16 protein-coding genes are annotated in these 16,291 nt (G+C 66.5%); 2 read left to right on the top strand and 14 right to left on the bottom strand.

What is annotated here, in order from left to right; all coding sequences use genetic code 11:
- Positions 1-17 precede the first annotated feature (17 nt).
- A complete protein-coding gene (locus tag ABTV68_RS00990) occupies positions 18-455 on the bottom strand; it encodes a DUF3995 domain-containing protein (RefSeq protein WP_433675754.1) in 438 nt (145 codons plus the stop codon).
- A gap of 119 nt (positions 456-574) precedes the next feature.
- Here ABTV68_RS00990 and ABTV68_RS00985 point away from each other — a divergent pair, with 119 nt between their 5' ends.
- Both ABTV68_RS00985 and ABTV68_RS00980 read left to right on the top strand, forming a co-directional pair.
- Positions 575-2,188 carry a glycoside hydrolase family 10 protein gene (locus tag ABTV68_RS00985; RefSeq protein ID WP_433675753.1) on the top strand — a complete coding sequence of 538 codons (1,614 nt, stop codon included), beginning with the start codon at positions 575-577 and terminating at the stop codon, positions 2,186-2,188.
- Between the two features lie 102 nt (positions 2,189-2,290).
- Positions 2,291-4,837, top strand: coding sequence for a penicillin acylase family protein (locus ABTV68_RS00980; RefSeq protein WP_433675752.1), 2,547 nt, complete (start codon positions 2,291-2,293; stop codon positions 4,835-4,837).
- A gap of 111 nt (positions 4,838-4,948) precedes the next feature.
- On the opposite strand, the gene ABTV68_RS00975 is transcribed toward ABTV68_RS00980, so the two are convergent.
- The 13 genes from ABTV68_RS00975 to ABTV68_RS00915 form a co-directional block, all read right to left on the bottom strand.
- The gene (locus tag ABTV68_RS00975) at positions 4,949-5,791 is read right to left on the bottom strand and encodes a DUF2510 domain-containing protein (protein WP_433675751.1); all 843 of its coding nucleotides are present in this window, start codon (positions 5,789-5,791) and stop codon (positions 4,949-4,951) included.
- Positions 5,792-5,895: 104 nt separating this feature from the next.
- Positions 5,896-6,252: a monovalent cation/H(+) antiporter subunit G gene (gene mnhG / locus ABTV68_RS00970; protein ID WP_433675750.1), complete on the bottom strand. Its 357-nt coding sequence runs from the start codon at positions 6,250-6,252 to the stop codon at positions 5,896-5,898.
- A complete protein-coding gene (locus tag ABTV68_RS00965) occupies positions 6,249-6,512 on the bottom strand; it encodes a monovalent cation/H+ antiporter complex subunit F (RefSeq protein WP_433675749.1) in 264 nt (87 codons plus the stop codon). Before ABTV68_RS00965 ends, mnhG begins: the two co-directional genes overlap by 4 nt.
- A complete protein-coding gene (locus ABTV68_RS00960) occupies positions 6,509-7,072 on the bottom strand; it encodes a Na+/H+ antiporter subunit E (RefSeq protein ID WP_433675748.1) in 564 nt (187 codons plus the stop codon). Before ABTV68_RS00960 ends, ABTV68_RS00965 begins: the two co-directional genes overlap by 4 nt.
- Positions 7,069-8,631: a Na+/H+ antiporter subunit D gene (locus tag ABTV68_RS00955; RefSeq protein WP_433675747.1), complete on the bottom strand. Its 1,563-nt coding sequence runs from the start codon at positions 8,629-8,631 to the stop codon at positions 7,069-7,071. The genes ABTV68_RS00960 and ABTV68_RS00955 overlap by 4 nt, the downstream gene beginning before the upstream one ends.
- The gene (locus ABTV68_RS00950) at positions 8,628-9,191 is read right to left on the bottom strand and encodes a Na(+)/H(+) antiporter subunit C (protein WP_433675746.1); all 564 of its coding nucleotides are present in this window, start codon (positions 9,189-9,191) and stop codon (positions 8,628-8,630) included. Before ABTV68_RS00950 ends, ABTV68_RS00955 begins: the two co-directional genes overlap by 4 nt.
- Positions 9,188-12,142: a Na+/H+ antiporter subunit A gene (locus ABTV68_RS00945; protein ID WP_433675745.1), complete on the bottom strand. Its 2,955-nt coding sequence runs from the start codon at positions 12,140-12,142 to the stop codon at positions 9,188-9,190. Before ABTV68_RS00945 ends, ABTV68_RS00950 begins: the two co-directional genes overlap by 4 nt.
- 236 nt (positions 12,143-12,378) lie before the next feature.
- Entirely contained in the window at positions 12,379-12,897 is a 519-nt protein-coding gene (locus ABTV68_RS00940; protein WP_433675744.1) for a hypothetical protein, read from the bottom strand.
- A complete protein-coding gene (locus ABTV68_RS00935; RefSeq protein WP_433677667.1) occupies positions 12,894-13,274 on the bottom strand; it encodes a TNT domain-containing protein in 381 nt (126 codons plus the stop codon). The genes ABTV68_RS00940 and ABTV68_RS00935 overlap by 4 nt, the downstream gene beginning before the upstream one ends.
- 46 nt (positions 13,275-13,320) lie before the next feature.
- A complete protein-coding gene (locus ABTV68_RS00930; protein ID WP_433675743.1) occupies positions 13,321-13,920 on the bottom strand; it encodes a hypothetical protein in 600 nt (199 codons plus the stop codon).
- On the bottom strand, positions 13,910-15,526 hold the full coding sequence (locus tag ABTV68_RS00925; RefSeq protein ID WP_433675742.1) for a TNT domain-containing protein: 1,617 nt from the start codon (positions 15,524-15,526) through the stop codon (positions 13,910-13,912). The genes ABTV68_RS00930 and ABTV68_RS00925 overlap by 11 nt, the downstream gene beginning before the upstream one ends.
- Positions 15,523-15,900 (bottom strand): type VII secretion target, encoded by a 378-nt coding sequence (locus ABTV68_RS00920; RefSeq protein ID WP_433675741.1) that lies wholly within the window; start codon positions 15,898-15,900, stop codon positions 15,523-15,525. The genes ABTV68_RS00925 and ABTV68_RS00920 overlap by 4 nt, the downstream gene beginning before the upstream one ends.
- Complete coding sequence (locus ABTV68_RS00915) at positions 15,894-16,289, bottom strand: hypothetical protein (protein WP_433675740.1); 396 nt, start codon at positions 16,287-16,289, stop codon at positions 15,894-15,896. The genes ABTV68_RS00920 and ABTV68_RS00915 overlap by 7 nt, the downstream gene beginning before the upstream one ends.
- Between the last annotated feature and the right edge of the window lie 2 nt (positions 16,290-16,291).

Genomic DNA, 16,291 nt, shown 5'->3' with positions numbered 1-16,291 from the left:
CAGCGAAGCGCGGGGAGTCAGAACGCGCGGCGACGGCGGGAGCCGAGGAGCACCGCGATGCCGAGCACCGCGCACAGGGGGCGGTAGTACCGCGCATCCAAGCGTCGGAATCGCGCGTCCGCCGGCCCCATCCCGAGAACCTGCAGCGCGAACTCGCCGCCGAGCACCGCGCGCGTGATCAACGCGAGCCCCGCGAGCCGGCGCCCGAACACGATCGGCCGAGACTCGCCCAGCGCACCCGCCGTCACCGCTCCACCCACGATTGCCACCGTTCCCACCATCGCCGTCGGCCCGGGTGCGGGCATCGCGCGAGGGTTGCCGACCGTTGCCGACGCGAGCAGCTTGCGGTTCTTCACGGGCCAGGTGGAGCCCATCGACCACGCCAGATGGACCACGCCGACACCCGTCAATCCGATCCAGCTGACGACCCGTGCGGCACCGCGGATGAATCCCATGCCGCCAGCCTAGGGGGCCACAGGACGCGTTGCGGATCGCGGAACCCCATGTGAAAATAACTCCCACAAGACCGCAATGATCTGAAAAAGATTAACGAATCCTCATGTTCGGAGTTGCAATGACGCCCCCACACATCCCCACCATGAACCGTCGCGGGTTCCTCACGCTCGCCACCGCAGGCGCCGCCGGCGCTCTCTTCAGCGTCTCGATCGGCCCGCTGTCGGTTGCTCACGCGGACGACTCCCCGAGTCCCGTGACGCCCGGCAGCAGCGTCCGCAAGCGAGAGCTGCGAGCGATGTGGATCGCCTCGGTCGTCAACATCAACTGGCCCTCGCGCACGGGTCTCTCGGCCGACGAGCTGAAGGCCGAGCTCATCGGTTGGCTGGATCTCGCAGTGTCGTATCGCCTCAACGCGGTCTTCATCCAGGTGCGCCCCACCGCCGACGCATTCTGGCCGAGCCCGCTCGAACCGTGGTCGAAGTATCTGACGGGAACGCAGGGCGGCGATCCCGGTTTCGACCCGCTCGCCTTCATGGTCGACGAGGCCCACGCCCGCAACCTCGAGCTGCACGCCTGGTACAACCCGTATCGAGTCTCCATGGACACGAATCGTGACGCCCTGGTGCCCGAGCACCCCGCCCGCGTGCACCCGGAGTGGGTGTGGCCGTTCGGCGGCAAGCTCTACTTCGACCCGGGACTTCCCGAGGTGCAGGAGCACATCTACGCCGCCATCCTCGATTCCGTGGCGAAGTACGACATCGACGGCGTGCACTTCGACGACTACTTCTACCCCTACCCCGTCGCGGGGCAGACGATTCCGGACGCCGCGACGTTCGCCGCCCACGGTGCTGGATTCACCGACATCGGCGAATGGCGCCGCCACAACGTCGACACGTTCGTCCGCACGATCAGCGAACGCATCAAGCAGACCAAGCCGTGGGTGAAGTTCGGAATCTCGCCGTTCGGCATCTGGCGCAACCGCACGACCGATCCGCTCGGCTCGGACACCAACGGCTCGCAGTCCTACGACGGGCAGTTCGCCGACAGTCGCAAGTGGGTGCTGGAGGGCTGGCTCGACTACATCAACCCGCAGATCTACTGGCAGATCGGACTCGCTGTGGCCGACTACGCGAAACTCGCACCGTGGTGGGCGGCGGTGGCGAAGGCGTCGAACACGCAGCTCTACATCGGCGAGGCGGTCTACAAGGTGACCAGCGGCGCGTTCACCGACCCCGCCGAGCTCAGCAACCACCTCTCGCTGGACGCACAGCTCGCCGCGAGCGGCCTGCCGGTGCACGGCAACGTGTACTACTCCTCGGGCGATGTCCGCACGAACGCGCTCGGGGCCATGAGCCGCGTCCGGGACGACCACTATGCGCACCCCGCGCTCATCCCAACGATGCCGCACCTTCCGGCGGTCGCGGTTCGTCAGCCGGTGCTGTCCCGCGCCGCTGCAGTGGCCGCCGGCACCGAGCTGCAGTGGCAGGACACCGGTCCTGCGCGAACCAAGGCCACGTCCTTTGCGATCTATCGCGCACCCGGTTCGGTGCGGTCGGTTGACACCGAGGACGCCCGAAACCTGGTCGCCACCGTTCGCACGCAGGGCGGGACGGTGCAGCGTTGGATCGACACCACGGCCGACCCCGGAACGACCTACACCTACGTGGTGACGGCCCTCGATCGACTGTGGAACGAGTCGTCCGCCAGCACGGCCCGCACCACCGGGAACTGAGTGCACGAGTCGCCGGGGGCGTCCGTGATCGCTAACATCGAGAAGCGGGCGCCCCTGGCGCGCGCTGCTGTTCGTGGGGAGCAGCGGGGAGGGAAGTTCTCAATGGCGAAGACACCTGGCAGCACGCGCACCCGAGGGCGTGCTCGCACCATCGTGACACGGACGCTGTGGACTCTGCTGGCGGTGATCGTCGCGATCATCGTGGTGGCGGGAGTGCTGATCAGCTGGACCATCCAGCGCTCATTCCCCCAGGTGCGTGGTGAGGTGCAGCTCCCCGGCCTCTCGGCGGAGGTCACGGTACAGCGGGATGCCGCGGGCGTACCGACGATCACCGCCGACACCACAGATGACCTCTTCTTCGCCGAGGGCTTCGTGCACGCGCAGGACCGCTTCTGGGAGATGGACTTCCGTCGGCACACCACGTCCGGGCGTCTCTCGGAGCTGTTCGGCGAATCGCAGGTCGGCACAGACAAGTTCCTGCGCACACTCGGCTGGCACGAGATCGCGGAGCAGGAGGTGGAGGCGCTCGATGACACCACCCGCAGCTACTACGAGTCCTACGCGAAGGGTGTCAACGCGTACCTGAAGGAGCACGAGGGCGCCGACGTGTCGCTCGAGTACGCGGTGCTCGGCCTGCAGAACCCGGACTACGAGATCGAGCCGTGGACGGCGGCGGATTCCGTGGCCTGGCTGAAGGCGATGGCCTGGGACCTGCGCACCAACATCGAGGACGAGACCGAGCGAGCCATCCTCGCGCAGAACTTCACCCCCGAGCAGATCGCCGAGCTCTACCCGGCGTACCCGTTCGATCAGAACCCGACGATCGTCCCGCCGCTGCCCGATCAGAAGACGGCGGGTGCCGTGCGTGTGCCGTCTGTGACGGACTCGGGAATCGAGTGGAGCGAGGTCGGCTCGGTCATCGAGGCGGCGGATGCGCTCCTCGGCGACCCGGGCGAGGGCATCGGATCTAATTCGTGGGTGGTCGGTGGCGAGTTCACCGACACCGGTCTGCCGCTGCTCGCCAACGATCCCCACCTCGGCGCGGCACTTCCCAGCGTCTGGTACCAGGTGCAGCTGCGGTGCTCGACGGTGTCGGCGGAGTGCCCGTTCGACGTCGGCGGGTTCAGCTTCTCCGGACTGCCGGGAGTGGTGATCGGCCACAACGCGGAGGTCGCATGGGGCTTCACGAACCTGACCACCGATGTCGCCGATCTCTACATCGAGCGACTGCAGGGCGAGCAGTACTGGCGCGATGGCGCGCTCGTCCCGATCACGGAGAAGGAGGACGTGATCAAGGTCGCGGGCGGTGCAGACGTGCCTCTGACCATCCGGTCCACGGTGCACGGCCCGATCCTCTCCGGCCTGACCGATGACTTCACCTCGATCGCGGAGCACGCCGAAATCGCCGGAGCCCCCGCGGGTGACGCGTACGCGGTGAGCCTGCGCTGGACGGCCCTGCAACCGGGCAACACCGCGAAGGCGATCTTCGTGCTGAACACGGCGAAGGACTTCGACGACTTCCGTGCCGCCGCGCAGGTGTTCGATGTGCCCGGGCAGAACCTCATCTACGCCGACAAGGAGAACACGATCGGCTACCAGGCTCCCGGTCTGCAGCCGATCCGAGGCGCCGGCGATGGCACGGTTCCGGCTCCGGGATGGGACAGCCGGTATGACTGGACCGGCTACATCCCGTTCGATGAGATGCCGATGGTGAAGAACCCCGCGCAGGGGTTCATCGTCACGGCGAACAACGCGATCGTGGACGACAGCTACCCCTACTTCCTCAGCGCGGACTGGGATCACGGCTATCGTGCGGCCCGTATCACCGAGCTCATCACGCAGACTCTCGCCGAGGGCAAGATGAGTGCCGCGCGCATGCAGGAGATCCAGAACGATCAGCAGTTCTGGCTCGGTCCGCAGCTGGCAGCCGCCGTGGCCGATCTGCCCATCGATCGCAAGGGACCGCAGGCCGCGGTGGCCCTGTTGACCGAATGGGATGCGCAGAACTCGATCGACTCCCCTGCCGCCGCGTACGCGAATGTGCTGTGGGACACCCTGGGCACGGCGCTCTTCCTGGACCACGAGCCGGCACCCGCGCCCGTCAGCGGGCAGGGCCGGATGTTCCAGGTCGTGTCAGCACTGCTGGAGCAGCCGAACTCGCCGTGGTGGGTGGATCCCATCACGGGTGCCACCGGTCGCGACGCCGTACTCACGGCGGTCGTCAACCGTGCCTACGATCGGCTTGCCGCGCTGCAGGGTGAGGACGTCACGAAGTGGAACTGGGGATCGCTGCACGCGATCACGCTGACCAGCGCGACGTTCGGCAAGTCGGGCATCGCGCCCATCGAGTGGCTCTTCAACCGCGGTCCGTATGCCGTGGGCGGCGGATCGTCGGTGGTGGATGCGACGGGGTGGAACCTCGGCTCCAGCTTCGCGACCACGTCCGTCCCGTCGATGCGCATGGTGCTGGACGTGTCGGACTTCGACAAGTCCACGTGGATCCACCTCACCGGCGCCAGCGGCCACGCCTTCCACCCGAACTACGTCGATCAGACGCCCGACTGGTCGGTCGGTGTGCAGCGGAGCTGGGCCTTCACCCCCGACGCCGTCGCGGCCACCACGGTCGACACCCTCACCCTGCACCCCTGACCCCCGCGCCCCTGACCCCGGCACCCCAAACGTCCACCCATCTCCCGCGAGACTTCCGTCTGTGGGCGAGAATCGCCGCGTTGCGCTGATTCTCGCCCACGGACGGAAGCGTCACGGAACGGGACGGCGCTGGGAATTGACGAGCGCACGGTAGCGCGAGATGAACACGCCCCAGAGCAGCACACCGATGAACAGCAGCGCACCGCCGATGACCGAGATCGTCACGCTCGGCCACCCCGCTCCCGGTGCGTTCATAAGGACGAGACCAAGGGCGAGCACCACACCGCCGGCGACCAGCAGTCCCAGGCCCATGCGCATCGCCAGGCGCAGAGAGCGTTCGACACCATAGATCGGCTCGATCTCGCCCGCCTTCGCGACGTACTGCGACCATCGCGCGCCCGTCCACCAGCGGGTGCGGCCGGGCTGATCGGCGGGGTACCAGCCGGCGTACGGACCCTCCACCTCGCCGGGGAGCGGGCGGACCCCCTCCGACACGACAGTGGCATCCCCGGGCCACGGCAGGCGCTCGCGACGGCGCGCGCGCAGGGCGCCATACAGCCAGAACGCGCCGAGCAGGAAGAACAGCAGTCCCGACGCGACGAAGGCCCGGTTGTTCAGCCCGATCAGCGTCTGCGACACCCCGATGACGACATACAGCATCGCGAGGGTCATCCCGACGGTGGACCGCTGGGAGCCGGTGATCCGGTCCGGTCGCGGCGCACCGTCACGCAAGGAGTACCCGGACCAGATCGCCCCGGTGAACCAGCGCGTCTCTCCCGTACTCGGCACCCGATACCAGCCCGGTGACGGTGCCGCACCGAACGTCGGGGCGGGAAACGTGGGCGGGGCCGATGGAGCGGGCGCAGTGCGCACGTTCTCCGTCCACGCCGTTCCGTCCCACCATCGCTGGATTCCCGGCTGTCCGGCGTCGTACCACCCCGGCTGCGCGGTCATGCGTCCCCCTCTCGTCCCTCCATCGTGCCCCGCGACACGTGCGTCTGTGGGCGAGGCTCAGCGCGTTGCGGCGATTCTCGCCCACAGACGGAAGTCTCGCGGGATCAGTCGTCGTTGTCGGAGGACCGGGCGTCGGCGAGTTCGTCGACGAGGAGCGAGTCCCGATCGAGAGTGCGGTTGCGGTACGCCTGGCGCCCGACGATGTGGGCGGACAGAGGAGCGGTGGCGAACTGCATCAGCACGATCGCCACGAGCATCCCCACGGCCGGCCACGATCGCACCGAGATCCCCACCGACAGCGCGATCAGCACAAGGCCGAGCACCTGCGGCTTGGTGGCCGCGTGCAGACGGGTGGGCACGTCACGAAAACGCAGCAGACCGATCGCGGCGACCAGACACAGCAGCGCTCCGATCAGGATCAGGATGAGGGCGGCGGTGTCCCAGACGGCGTCCCAGTTCACGACTTCTCCCTCCGAGCGACGAATCGCGCCACGGCGATCGAACCGAACACCCCGATCGCAGCCACGATCAACAGCACCGGCAGGTTGCGGGTGTGATGGTTGATCGCCATCTCCGCGCCCAGCACACACAGCACCTCGGTCAGCAGCACGTCCGACGCGACGGCGCGGTCGAGAATGGACGGACCGCGCACGATGCGGATCAGCGTGAGCAGGGCCGCGATGCCGAACACCACGATGATCACGATCAGCAGGGGATTCATGCCTTCGCCTCCGTTCGTCGCAGCGCGTCCATCTGGTCGCGGGAGCCCACGGCACGGACGATACGCCGCTCCCACTTGCGCACATCGGCCTTGGCTTTGCGCAGACTCTCGTCATCGTCGATGCCCAGCACGTGCAGGTAGAGGATGCGGTTCGCGCGATCCGTCTGCACCACCAGCGAGCCCGGAATCAGCGACGCGGTGACGCCCACGTGCGTCATGATCAGGTCGTCGTCCGTCTCCAGCTGCACGCCAACGATCGCGGTTCCCGGATACCGCCGCGGGTTCAGCACCTGCAGCGTCACATGGAGCGAACCCGCGACCACCGCCACACTGAACGTCACGGCCAGCACCGCCAGGTACCAGACGTTGACGCGTCCGGACAGCTCCACCGGCGGCAGCAGGAAGATCCGGGTGACGACGAAGGCGACGACGATGCCGCTCACCAGGGAGAAGGCGGAGAACTCTCCCCAGAGCAGCATCCACACCACGATGAGCCAGACGAAGAACGGCAGCTGACGCCAGAGGGACTGCCAGAACGTGCGCCGTGGTTCCGCGCTCATGAGGGCACCTCCTCCTGAAGCTGAGACAGCGTGACGGGCGTGGTGAGCGCCGAGCCGATGCGATCGCACAGTTCGAACAGAGGACCGGCGAACACTGTCAGCGCGATCGTGACCGCCACAAGCCCTGCCGTGGCTCCAGTCATCACGCGCGAGTTCGTACGCTGCTCCGACGCGTCGTCGGCTGCCGGGGCGTCACCGAGGTGGCGGATGCGCGCCTCGGTCTCGGCAGTGTCCTCCTCCTCGCGCCAGAACGCGAGGTTCCAGGCGCGCATCAGCGCGTACAGCGTGAGCAGCGATGTGATGATGCCGGCGGCGATCATCACCCACATCAGCGGAGTTCCGACCTCGGCGGCCGCGACGAAGAGCGCGTACTTTCCGATGAAGCCGGAGAACGGCGGGATGCCTCCGAGGTTGATCGCGGGAAGGAAGTAGAGCACGGCCAGCAGCGGAGCGGCGGTCATGAGTCCGCGCACGCGCAGGATCGAGGTGGATCCGGCCCGGCGTTCGATGAGGCCCACCGCGAGGAACAGCGTGGTCTGCACGATGATGTGGTGCACGGTGTAGTAGACCGTCGCCCCGTAGCCGGCGGCGGTTCCGATCGCGATTCCCAGCACCATGTAACCCACGTGGCTGACGAGGGTGAACGACAGGATGCGTTTGAGTTCCGCCTGCGCGACGGCGCCGAGAACGCCGACCACCATCGTGGCCACCGCAACGATTCCGAGCACCATCGACATGTCGTTGTCGGGGAACAGCTGCGTCTCGGTGCGGATCAGCGCGTACACGCCGACCTTCGTGAGCAGGCCGGCGAACACGGCGGTGACCGGCGCGGGCGCAGTCGGGTAGGAGTCGGGCAGCCAGAACGACATCGGGAACACGGCGGCCTTGATGCCGAAGGCCACCAGCAGCATCACGTGCAGCACCGTCTGCGTCTCCTGCGGCAGCGTGGCCAGCCGCTCACCGAGATGGGCGAGGTTCACCGTGCCGACGGCGCCGTAGATCATCGCGATCGCCGCGAGGAAGAGGATGGACGACACCAGCGAGACCACGATGTAGACAACGCCCGTGCGGATACGGGCAGCGGTGCCGCCGAGCGTGATGAGCACGAACGAGGCCACCAGCAGGATCTCGAACCCGACGTACATGTTGAACAGGTCGCCGGCGATGAACGCGTCGAAGATGCCGGCGCCGAGGATCAGGTACGACGGGAAGAAGATCGAGACCGGAGTGTCTTCATCGCGATCCGCCGCTCCCTGTCCGACGGAGAACAGGAGGACGGCGAGCAGCACCACCGCGGAGACGGCGACGAGCAGCGCGGAGAGCCGGTCGACGTAGAGCACGATGCCGAACGGAACGGGCCATCCACCGACGGATACCGCAAGCGGCATATCTCCCTGATCGACGATGAGCAGCATTGCGGCAGCGACCACGAACACCGCCGACAGCGTGATGACGGAGACCAGGATCTGCGTTCGGCGCTGGCGGCCGAACACGAGCGTGAGAGCGGCACCGAGCAGTGGCAGGATCACCACCATCGGGACGAGCGCGTGAGCGGTCATGCGTTCCCCTCCCGCGTGTCGGTGTCTTCGTTCTTCGTCGTGGCGACCGGGCGATCCACCGGAGCGTCCTCGTCGATCCCCGGCACGTCCCAGCTGTGCAGGATCGTGATGGGCGACGTATCCACGCCCACGAAGTCAGTCGTGGCGTCGTCGGCGCTGAGGTCGGCGTCGTCGTGGATGACGTCCTCCTCGGCGTCCGAACGCTCGCGCACAGCGAGGTCTTCTTCGTCGTCCTCGACCGTGTCGGCCTGCCCCAGCTGCCACGAGCGGTAGATCAGCGCCAGCAGGAACGCACTCACCGCGAAGGTGATCACGATGGCGGTGAGGGTGAGCGCCTGCGGCAGCGGGTCGCTGATGTCGTCGGCACTGGCGGGGTTGTCGGGATCGTAGAACGCGGAGATCCCGGGCGCTCCCATCACGATGAGCAGCAGCAGGTTGATGGCGTTGCCGAGGAGCAGGAACCCGATGAGCACGCGCGTGAGGCTGCGCTCGAGCATCGCGTAGACACCCGCGGCGGCCAGCACGGCCATCACGACGATGAGAACTCCCGAGACGTTCATGCGATCACCACGTCATCCGACAGGTCGTCGTTCTCATGCAGCTGGCGATCGACTTCCGCACCGAGGCTGCGCAGCACATCCAGCACCAGCCCGATGACCACGAGGTACACACCGATGTCGAAGATGGTGGACGAGCCGAACTCGATGTGGCCGAGGAAGCCGGCGTCGAAGCTCCAGAAGGTGGAGGTCAGTGCCGGTTGGCCGAACAGCATGGGGATCAGAGCCGCGCCGACGGCGAGCAGCATGCCGGTGCCGAGGAGACGTCCGGCGTCGGTCGGTGCCGCGGCACCCAGCTCATAGCGGCCGCCAGCGATGTAGCGCATCACCAGCGCCATACCGGCGACCAGGCCACCGGCGAAGCCACCGCCAGGCAGGTTGTGTCCGGCGAAGAGCAGGTAGACCGAGACCACGATGATCGTGTGGAACACGAGACGGACGATCACCTCGAGCATGATCGAGCGGGATCGCGGATCCATGGTGGAACCGCCCACCAACCACGCGCGTGGCGCGAGGGCGTTGCTCGGGTTCTGCAGAGCGATGCTGCCCGTGGTGGTCTCCACGTAAGGGCGCAGGCGGGTCTTGCGATTGCGCGCCTTCGGCACCGCACGAACCTGGGAGAGCAGGTCGGTGCGATTGGTGACGAACACGAGCGAGGCGACGCCGGTCGCTGCGAGCACGAGCACCGACAGCTCCCCCATCGTGTCCCAGCCGCGAAGATCGACCAGTGCCACGTTCACGACGTTCTTTCCATGGCCGAGTTCGTAGGCCAGAGCGGGGAAGTCGTCCGAGACGGGGCGGAGGCTGCGGGCATCGGTTGCGACCACCACGATGAATGCGAGCGTGAGGCCGACGGCGGCTCCGATGATCGCACGGGTGACCGGCCAGACGCTGGCGTGACGATCCCCCATCCGCGCCGGGATGCGTCGGAGCACGAGGGTGAAGGTGACCAGAGTCACGGTCTCGACGAGCACCTGTGTGAGCGCGAGGTCCGGTGCTCCCATGGTGGCGAAGAGCACGACCATGCCGAGCCCGGTGACGGAGACGAGGACGACGCCGGTGTAGCGCTTGCGTGCTCGGACGGCCACGATTCCGGCGATGATCATCACCGGCGCGAGCACGAGCTGCACGGGGTGCTGCCAGGCGTCGATCGCACCGCGCCAGGAGGGTGAGGCCAGGAGAGCGGGAATCTCCGCTCCCACGAACACGATGAAGATCGTGCCGACGTAGATGGGAAGCGAGCCTCGCTGGAAGAGGGCGGTGACCATCACCGAGAGGCGGTCGACCGCATGCTGGGTGCCGACATAGGCGTCGACTCCCGTGAACGGCAGCAGATGCGGTCGCCGATCCCACGTGGCGGCGCGGCCCCACCAGAACACCAGGGCGCCGACCACGATGGCACCCACGGTGATGAAGAGCGGGGCTTCGAACCCGTGCCACAGTGACAGGTGAGCGTCATATGCCGGCTCGGGAATACCGCTCGACGAGGGCGGTGCGGTGTCGGCGTAGAGCGCCAGCGGGTGATCCAGCAGCGGTGCCACGAGGCCCGCCAGCAGGCTCAGTGTCGCCAGGATCGCCGGGGCGAGGACGAAGCCGAAGGGAGGCCGAGGCCAGGTGATGGCGGGGACCGCGGTGCCCGACTCGTCGCGCTTGCTCCAGAACGCGCCCCAGACGAAACGGATGCCGTACGCCACGGTGAGCGCCGAGCCGACCGCCAGGCCGACGAGCGCGATCCAGCCCCAGACCGATCCGCCCAGCGCCTCATCGAGGAACGCCGCGAGAGCGCCCTCTTTGCCCGCGAAGCCGATGGTGGGCGGCAGACCCGCCATGCAGGCCACCGCGATGATCGACACCGCAGCCAGCGCTGGAGCCTGCCTGCCGACCCCGGACAGCTCGTACACATCTCGCGTGGACAGCTGGCGGTCGATCACGCCGACCACGAGGAACAGCGCCGACTTGAAGAGCGCGTGACCGATGAGCAGGGCCGTTCCGGCGAGCGCCGCGTCACGCGTGCCGTACCCGAGGATCGCGGTGAGCATGCCGAGCTGGCTGACCGTGCCGAACGCCAGGATGCGCTTGAGGTCGGTCTCCCGGAGCGCCTGCGCCCCGCCCAACAGCATCGTGAAGATACCGAGGATCACCACGATCGGGCGCCAGGGCATCACGTCGGCGAACGCCGGAGCAAACCGGGCGAGCAGGTAGATGCCCGCCTTCACCATCGCCGCAGCGTGCAGATAGGCGCTCACGGGGGTGGGGGCCGCCATCGCACCCGGCAGCCAGAAGTGGAACGGGAAGATCGCGGATTTGCTCAGCGCACCCACCAGGATGAGCGTGAGCGCGAGGCCCAGCCAGGGGTCCTGGGGCGGGTTCGCCAGGATTGCGGTGATGCTGGTGGTGCCGGACTGAACCACGAGCATCACGGCGCCGACGAACATCACGAGTCCACCGAGCGTCGTCACCAAGAGAGCCTGCAGCGCGGCACGGCGGCTGGCGGATCGGGCGTGGTAGTAGCCGATGAGCAGGTAGGAGAGCACGCTCGTGGTCTCCCAGAACATCACCAGGACGATCAGGTCGTCGGTGAGCACCAGCCCATACATGGCACCGGCGAAGGCGAGGAGGACTGCACCGAACAGGCCGAGGCCCTTCGCCTCTTTTCCGGCGAAGTACCAGCGGCAGTAGAGCAGGACGAGTGCGCCGACACCCGTCACGATGAGCGACATGACCCAACCAAGAAGGTCCATGCGCATGGAGAGCGCGATGCCGAGCTCGGGGATCCAGGCGAAGCTCTCGTCGATCTCGCCGCCGCCGAGAATCGCGGGTGCCTGCGCCGCCGCGTGAACGAAGGCGAGGGCGGACAGCGCAGCGCCCAGGAGGAAGCCGTCGGAACGCCAACGCTTCATCACGACGGGCAGGATCAACGGAACCACCGCGAACGCGGTGAGAAGAAGCAGCATGGGCGACCTCCGGACTCGTCGGTCGGCAATACGTCGACACAGGCGGGCGGGGTATGACCATTTTACAGGCTCACAGCTGGCTCCCGGCGAAAATCAAGACATCCCGGTAAAACTCCGACACGATGTGCGCGGTCCGACGCCGGCGCGAGATGCCGTGGAACGACAGGTTCGTGTATCGCGAGATCGTGCTCCATCTGCTGGAGATGCCCGCACGTACCCCAGAGGCGTCGCTCGGCTCAGCCCACCAAGGGGCTGCCGGTCTCCGACAGGAATGCGGCGCGAATGTCCTCCACCGAGAACGACGAGTACAGCAGGAATCGCGACGCGTCGGCATCGGTGAGGAACGACACGTACCGCTCCCCCGACGACGTATTCCACGCGATGGTGACGGTGCCCGGTGCGCGAGACACCAGATATCCACCGTGCGTCCCAACCCCCAGCGGCGCTCGAAGATCGAAGGCCAGACGTGGCAGACCGCTCCGATATCGAACGCTGTTTCCGATGGCGAATGACAGGTAGCGGTCCACCTCGTACAGCGAGTTCGTGGTCAGCAGCGGCGGGGTGAGCACTCCGCGCTCACGCCGCCCGACCACATAGGTGCCCTGCTCCGCCGTGCACACGAAGTCGGGGTCGCCACCGATGAGCCCGAATGCCAGAGAGTTCCGGTCGGCACCGGGAATGGTCGGCTCCTCCCAGAAGAAGCGTCCCTGGGCGGCGTAGTCGGCGAGGCCGACCATCGTCTCGCGATAGGTCATCGAATCACCCCGTACTTGTCGATGAGGTCGGCGACACTGACCCACAGCGATCGTGACGTGTCGACGAACAGAATCTGCCAGCCTCCGCCAGGAAACCCGAGCGCGGGCGCCACGACGGAGATCTCCGGCTGAATCGGGGCCGGCAGGATCCCCGTGAGTTCATAGGTGTGGTACTCGAACTCCGAGTGATAGGGCGTCACACTCCGCATCTCGAACGCCGTTCCGCGTACGGCCAGATGGACGCCGCTCTCAGCCCCGATACGATCGAGATGCTGGAATTCGGGATAGTCGTTCACTAGTGCCGGAATGCTCTCATATCGAAGCCGGGACCCCGGTTGGGCGCCGTGATTCTGCGGCCATCGCACCCGTGCCTGCATCCGCGCAGCCGCCTCGCCTGGCTGTGGCCCGGTGCCGCCACTTTCATCAGACATTGCCGCTCCGCTCGAGTAGTTCCAGCCAGTTCACCGTCGGTTGCTCCGAGCCACGTGTCCACGGCGGGACAGAACCAAAGACCGGGCTCCCGTCGACCCGCATCACGGCTTCCCGCACTTCAGCGGGCGAGTACCGCGCACCCAGCATGAAATAGCGGGCGTGGTAATCACCCGATCGGAAGAACTTCTCGGTCCCGTGCTCGTTCCATCGGATGACCAGTATTCCGTCAGCCTCAGAGACGTCATACTCACCGAAACGGCCAGGGCGCACTTCCGGAACAAGCCCAAACCGCAACTGAGGCAGTCCGACATACTGCCGAAAACCCCCTTCTAAGGTAAACATCAAGTACTTATCGAGAGCCTCGACGGAGTTCGTCACAACGTCTTCTGACAACAGCCTCCCGCGACTGTAGTCCCGGACGGTGAAGCTGCCGTCAGCCCAGGACACCCAGGTGTCGGGATCACCACCAACGGTAAGGATCTGGGCCCCCGGCGGTCGGTCAGGATCATGACGCCACTCGACAGGCTGACCCCAATGGTGCTCACGCGCGAAGACGATGAACTCCTCCAACGCCTCCCACTCATTGTTCACTGAGAACTCCATATGGTGATTTGAGCTGTCCAGCAGGGATCCACTTTCCGGTATTGGTGTCCAGGAAGCGAAGCTGCCAGCCGCCGCCGGGAAATCCGTTCGCCGGAGCGACAACAGAGATCTCGGGCTTGATATGTGGAGGAAGAGTTCCGACGATGTCATATTCATGGTAGTCGAAACCCGCGTGGCCCGGGGTGAGGCCTCGTTGCTCAAAAGGAGTCCCGCGCACAGTCAGATATTCTCCGCCGGGTGTCCCAATTCGATCGAGATTCCGCATCTCTGGGTAGTCTCGAAGAAGGCTGTCCATATCGTCATATTGCACCCGACTGCCGTTCACCGCGCCGTCATTTCCTGGCCACCGCACACCCCCCGGCTCTCCGTCTGGAGAATCGGGTTGGGTGAATCGAGAGTTCCATCCATCCCGGTCGAGGGGAACACCGTGCTCATCCCAACCGTACTTGACATCCGGGTGCAGCATGAGGTCCTGAACTTTTGGGTTCGGAGCATCCGGGAGTTCAAACCTCTCGCCAGGATGACCATGTTCGGTCTGTGGGAGGCCATAGTCTCGCGGCGAGACGTTCTCGTCAGACACTCTCGTCCAGCCATCGCCCTTCGTGAGCGTCGGGTCCGCATAGAGCGGGCCCTCCGCTCGGGGAAGTGGGCCCGACTGTTCTTGGAGCGTCAGCCGATCGGGTCGCCCACCCGAGCCACCGCCTGCGCCCCCTGAGCCGCCTTCCGAGCTTCCGCGACCACCGGAGCCGCCTGAGCCTCCTCCGGAGTCGCCTGTGGGGCGTGTGGGTGTGTGGCCGGTCTCGTCAAGCGGGGTTGTGTGGTGTCCGCCCGGCGCACCGCGGAGGAGTTTGGCGAGGAATTCGGTGACGGATGCGACGCCGCGTCCGAGAGGGCCGAGTTTGCGGAGCAGCGTGGTGAGGGCGTCGAGGACTTTGGAGATGACGCGGCCGACCTTGGCGACGAGTCCGGCGACCTTCATGCCGAACTGGGCCATCGCGGCGGGAGCGCCGAATCCGATGGTTGCTGCTGTGGTGGCGGCGGCGGAGATCGCGGAGCCGACGAGTTGGCTGATGACGTCGCGGACGATGTCGTGCACCATCTGCACCAGGGTGGATGCGATCTGCAGTCCGGTGGCCATGGCGTTGGACCAGTCGCTTGCGCCGCGGAGGTGTGCGATGAGGGTGTTCGCGTGAGCGAGGTACGCGTCGATGGTCTCACCGGCCATACCGTCGAGCTGCGGCAGCAACCCCTGATACCCGTCCGCGAGTTGAGCGAGGTATGCGCTGGTGTTGCCCCAGGTGCCGGAGAAGGAGGCGACTTCGGCGGCGTCTCCGGTGAAGTCGTTGAACCACGACTTGAGGGGCTCGATGTGGTCGAGTACCCATCCGAGGCCGTTGGCGATGAGGGTGCCGATCGGGTCGATGAGCGCTCCGACGGTGTCGAGCGCGGTCGATGCGACGGCGAGGGCCCCGGCTGCCCAGTCGCCGGAGGAGACGGAGTTCGCGATGTCTTCCACGTCTTGCAGGAGAAACGCACCGGCGAATGCGGAAGTGGTGTCGACGCGATCTGCGACGAGCGGGTTGCCGTCGCTCATTCCAGCACCCCACCGAATATGCTTCCGCTCCCGGCGGGCGCAGCGGCGGGCAGGGATTCAACACTCTTCAGGAGGGCGTTCAGTGCGGCGATGTTTCCGTCTTCCATGGCGCGGAAGTCGTCGGCGGTGCTTCGGAGTTCATCGCTGGTGCGTTGAAGGACGTCCTGGGCTTGCTGGATGTGGTTGATCACGAGGGTACTGGCGGTCAGGGCCGGTGGCACCATCCAGGCGCACATCACGCCGAACGCTCCGCCGCCGAGGTTGATGCCGCGGACCGCGTCGAGCGCGACGGTGACGTCCGTGGCGAGTTGTTCCACCTGTTCCGCGTGTGCGGTCAGCCCAGACGGGCTGATGGCGATGCGGTCGGCTACCACCGCAGGTCCCCGCTCTGGTCCGTGCTCTCGATGTCGGCGGCGAGTTGGTCTGCGGTGAGTTTCACGATCGGATCATCCGCACCCAGCAGCTCGGTCGTGATCGCGAGGGACTGCTCCCGTACACGGATCGTCGCGGTCTTGATCAGATCCAGGACTTCGCGAGACACAGCCCGCCCGCCCCGGCTGAGCGCGTCATCGGAGATGTCTAGTCCACTGACTTGGCCCGATGCGTCGACCTCGACGCTGATGTCTCGCTGACGCGACTGCGCTCGACCGCGGACCTGAGCGATCTGTTCCTGCATCAGCGGCAGTGCCTTCGCTCGGGCTTCCGCCCGGGCGACATCTTCCTGGATTCGCGCGAGCGACTCTTCAGGATTGTTGAACACCATCA

The organism is Microbacterium gorillae, from assembly GCF_050990725.1.
GTDB classification, from domain to species: Bacteria; Actinomycetota; Actinomycetes; order Actinomycetales; family Microbacteriaceae; genus Microbacterium; species Microbacterium gorillae_A.
Note: the sequence above shows the minus strand (reverse complement) of the source record. Positions and strands in the feature narration are given on the sequence as shown.